This window comes from Citrobacter sp. S46_ASV_140 (assembly GCF_018919545.1).
Taxonomy (GTDB): Bacteria; Pseudomonadota; Gammaproteobacteria; order Enterobacterales; family Enterobacteriaceae; genus Citrobacter; species Citrobacter braakii.
This window is the reverse complement of the sequence record NZ_JAHLRC010000214.1, coordinates 1-3,485: the sequence shown is the minus strand read 5'-3', so window position 1 is coordinate 3,485 and position 3,485 is coordinate 1. Positions and strand designations below refer to the sequence as shown.

Annotated in this window: 4 protein-coding genes; all 4 read right to left on the bottom strand. The window is 54.5% G+C overall.

The genetic code is table 11. From position 1 onward, the window contains the following. Positions 1–534 (bottom strand): serine hydrolase (locus tag KQJ19_RS22940; protein WP_346011610.1); only part of this gene is annotated, 534 nt, incomplete at its 3' end. A 141-nt stretch (positions 535–675) separates the two neighbouring features. Continuing rightward, entirely contained in the window at positions 676–1,785 is a 1,110-nt protein-coding gene (gene rlpA, locus KQJ19_RS22935; protein WP_047359497.1) for an endolytic peptidoglycan transglycosylase RlpA, read from the bottom strand. Positions 1,786–1,795: 10 nt separating this feature from the next. Next, a complete protein-coding gene (gene mrdB, locus KQJ19_RS22930) occupies positions 1,796–2,908 on the bottom strand; it encodes a peptidoglycan glycosyltransferase MrdB (protein WP_006685529.1) in 1,113 nt (370 codons plus the stop codon). A gap of 2 nt (positions 2,909–2,910) precedes the next feature. Next, positions 2,911–3,485: penicillin-binding transpeptidase domain-containing protein (locus KQJ19_RS22925; protein WP_253296407.1), on the bottom strand; the 575-nt coding region annotated here is incomplete at its 5' end.

The following is a 3,485-nucleotide window of genomic DNA, read 5'->3' as shown; positions in this document are numbered from 1 at the left end:
GGTCTGGAAGTGGGTGTTTTTCAGGCCCAGCGCATTCACATAGCTGTTCATCAGGCCGACGAAAGCATCCTGGCTACCGGCTGCGAAGTCTGCCATCGCCACGCACGCGTCGTTTCCGGATTGCAGGTTAATACCACGGATCAGCTGAGAAACAGGAACCTGCATGCCTGGCTTGAGGAACATCAGCGATGAACCTTTGAAGACCGGGTTGCCCGTAGCCCATGCGTCATTGCCGACGGTGACCAGATCGGTTTCTTTGAATTTCCCGGCTTTCATCGCCTGGCCGATGACGTAGCTGGTCATCATTTTGGTCAGGCTGGCGGGGTCGCGGCGAGTGTCTGCGTTCTGTTCTGCCAGAACTTTACCTGAATTGTAATCAATCAGGATATACGACTCCGCATCGATCTGCGGAACACCCGGGATCATGGTTTTAATATTCAGGTCATCGGCATGAGCAGCAGAGAGAGAGGCTGCGCAGAGAGCCGCGGTGAGCGCCATACGCTGCACGAAACGAGCGGAAAAAGTGGTCTTCATGGTCTGAACTACGACGTCCGTGATGAAATTAAAAAAGTGCCCTACTATAGCAAATGCATAACTGGCAGGCATCTGACTTTCCGCGTGACTTTGTTAATGTCATTTACAGAAACTGACAGTTCAGATACCTGATTTACGTTATTACACGCCGGTGATGAAGGACTGTAATTGCGCCTCGGATTGAAGACGCTGCTGCAATGTGGAGGCTTCAGCTTTGCTGGCAAACGGCCCCATCTGGATCCGCCAGACTGCGCCGTTTTGTACCACCCGGCCAGGAACGCCAAACTGCTGGCTTAAACGCTTTTGATACTGCTGCGCGCGCGACTGCTCGCTGACTGCGCCAACCTGAACCACATAGCGTCCGTTGGCGGTTGCCGCAGGCGCAGGAGCTGTGACGGCTGCTGGGGTTGCTGCCGGCGCGGTTGACGTGACCGGTGCGGTGGTTGTCGATTGCGGCACCGGAGTCGGCTCGCTGCTTTCCAGCACGCCTGATGCGAGCGTGGTTGGCGCACCGAGGAATCCACTGCTGTTTACTGGCGCACCGGTTGGATCATCGCTTTTCAGCGTGGAATTGCTGATCGGACGAATATCGCCTTGCGGCTGACCTGCATCCGATGGCGAAGGCATGCTTCCCATATTGCCGCCACCGCTTAAATCAGGACGCGCAGGCAAGGCATAAGTTTGTTTCGCGACAGTGGTACAAGCCATACCCGGTCCGGACAATGAACCATCCTGGGCGACGATGATTGGGTCGATACGCACTTTAGTGTTGTTGGAGGTGTTCAGACGATCGGCTGCGGCGCGCGAAAGTGAAATCACGCGATCGTTGCCATAAGGCCCGCGATCGTTAATGCGCACGACGATCATCCTGCCGTTCGCCAGATTGGTAATTCTGGCATAGCTGGGGACTGGCAGCGTCGGATGCGCAGCGGTCAGCTGCATCGGATCGAACGCTTCGCCAGACGCGGTTAAGTTGCTTCCTGGTTCCGCATCATAGATAGCGGCAAGTCCGGCCTGGCTAAAGCGGGAGGGATCCTGCACGATTTTGTAGCTTTTACCATCACGCTGGTAGTCCTGATTCGCCGTTGGGTTCAGGGGTTCAAAGCGCGGATCGGCCCCGCTGATTTCAACAATCGGACCATTACACACCGCAGGCTGCGGTGCGACAGCAACCTGTTGCTGACCATCATCACTCGAACACGCCGCGAGCATTCCTGCTGCGATGCAGATACCAAGCCACTGCTTACGCATTGCGTACCCCTTACACGCTTTTCGACAACATTTTTCTATGGGTGTGGATCGACATAACAATCCCGAACCCGGCCATCAGCACGATAAGTGCCGAGCCTCCGTAACTGACCAGTGGGAGTGGAACCCCAACCACGGGTAGAATACCGCTCACCATACCAATATTTACGAAGACATAAACGAATAATATCAACATTAAGCCACCCGCCATGACGCGACCAAAGGTGGTTTGCGCGCGGGCAGCGATCCATAATCCGCGCATAATCAGCAAAATGTAGAGCGTCAACAGAATCAAGATCCCCACCAGACCCAGCTCTTCCGCTAAGACAGCAAAGATAAAGTCGGTGTGGCGTTCGGGTAAAAACTCAAGCTGCGATTGTGTACCATGCAGCCAGCCTTTGCCGCGTAACCCGCCGGAGCCAATAGCAATTTTAGACTGAATTATGTGATAACCCGCGCCCAGCGGATCGGTTTCCGGGTCGAGCAGCATCATGACGCGCTGACGCTGGTAATCATGCATCAGGAAGAACCACAGTATCGGGATAAACGCCGCGACCAGAACCACCGCAACGCCGATTAAGCGCCAGCTCAAACCAGAAAGGAACAAGACAAACAGACCGGAAAGAGCGACCAGAATTGAAGTGCCGAGGTCAGGTTGGGCGGCGACCAGCAGCGTGGGCATAAAAATCAGCACCAGCGCAATGGCGGTATTTTTTAGCGATGGTGGGCAAACGTCACGGTTAATAAAGCGCGCAACCATCAGCGGCACGGCGATTTTGGCAATTTCAGAAGGCTGAAAACGCACGATACCCAAATCCAGCCAGCGCTGCGCACCTTTGGAAATGGCGCCGAAGGCGTCTACCGCCACCAACAGAATGATGCAAAAGATATAGAGATAGGGCGCCCAGCCCTCATACACCCGGGGGGGAATTTGCGCCATCACTACCATGATGACCAGGCCCATTGCGATCTGGCCGACTTTGCGCTCCATCATGCCAATATCCTGGCCGCTGGCGCTCCAGATGACCAGTGAGCTGTAAACCAGCAAAGCCAGCAAAATAAGCAACATTGTGGGATCGATGTGGATTTTGTCCCAGAATGTTTTTTTGTTCGGATTATCCGTCACGATTATTGGTCCTCCGCTGCTGCAACCGCTGGGTTTTCCGCAGGCAGATTGGTGTTGTTGTCGCCCAACATAATATGGTCAAGAATCTGGCGCATAATGGTACCCACCGCCGGACCCGCACCGCCGTTTTCAAGGATCATGGCGACAGCGACCTGGGGTTTATCATAGGGGGCGAAGGCCGTCATCAGCTTGTGGTCACGTAAACGCTCGGCGATCTTATGTGCGTTATAGGTTTCATTAGCTTTCAGGCCAAAGACCTGCGCGGTACCGGATTTCGCCGCAATTTTGTAAGGCGCGCCAGCAAAATACTTATGCGCAGTTCCGTTAGGGCGGTTCGCAACACCGTACATACCGTCTTTCGCGATTTCCCAGTAACCAGAATGAATATCGCCAACGGGCGGTTCGTGCGGCTGTACCCACGGCACCTGCTTGCCGTTTTCTGCCGTGCTCATCAACAGATGCGGGACTTTTATCAAACCGTCGTTGATAAGGATCATCAGCGCTTTACTCATCTGGATTGGGGTTGCTGTCCAGTAACCCTGGCCGATGCCGACGGGAATGGTATCACCCTGATACC

Coding starts and splice junctions, on each gene's coding strand:
- rlpA (WP_047359497.1), bottom strand. CDS start 1,785: ATGCGTAAGCAGTGGCTTGGTATCTGCATCGCAGCAGGAATGCTCGCG.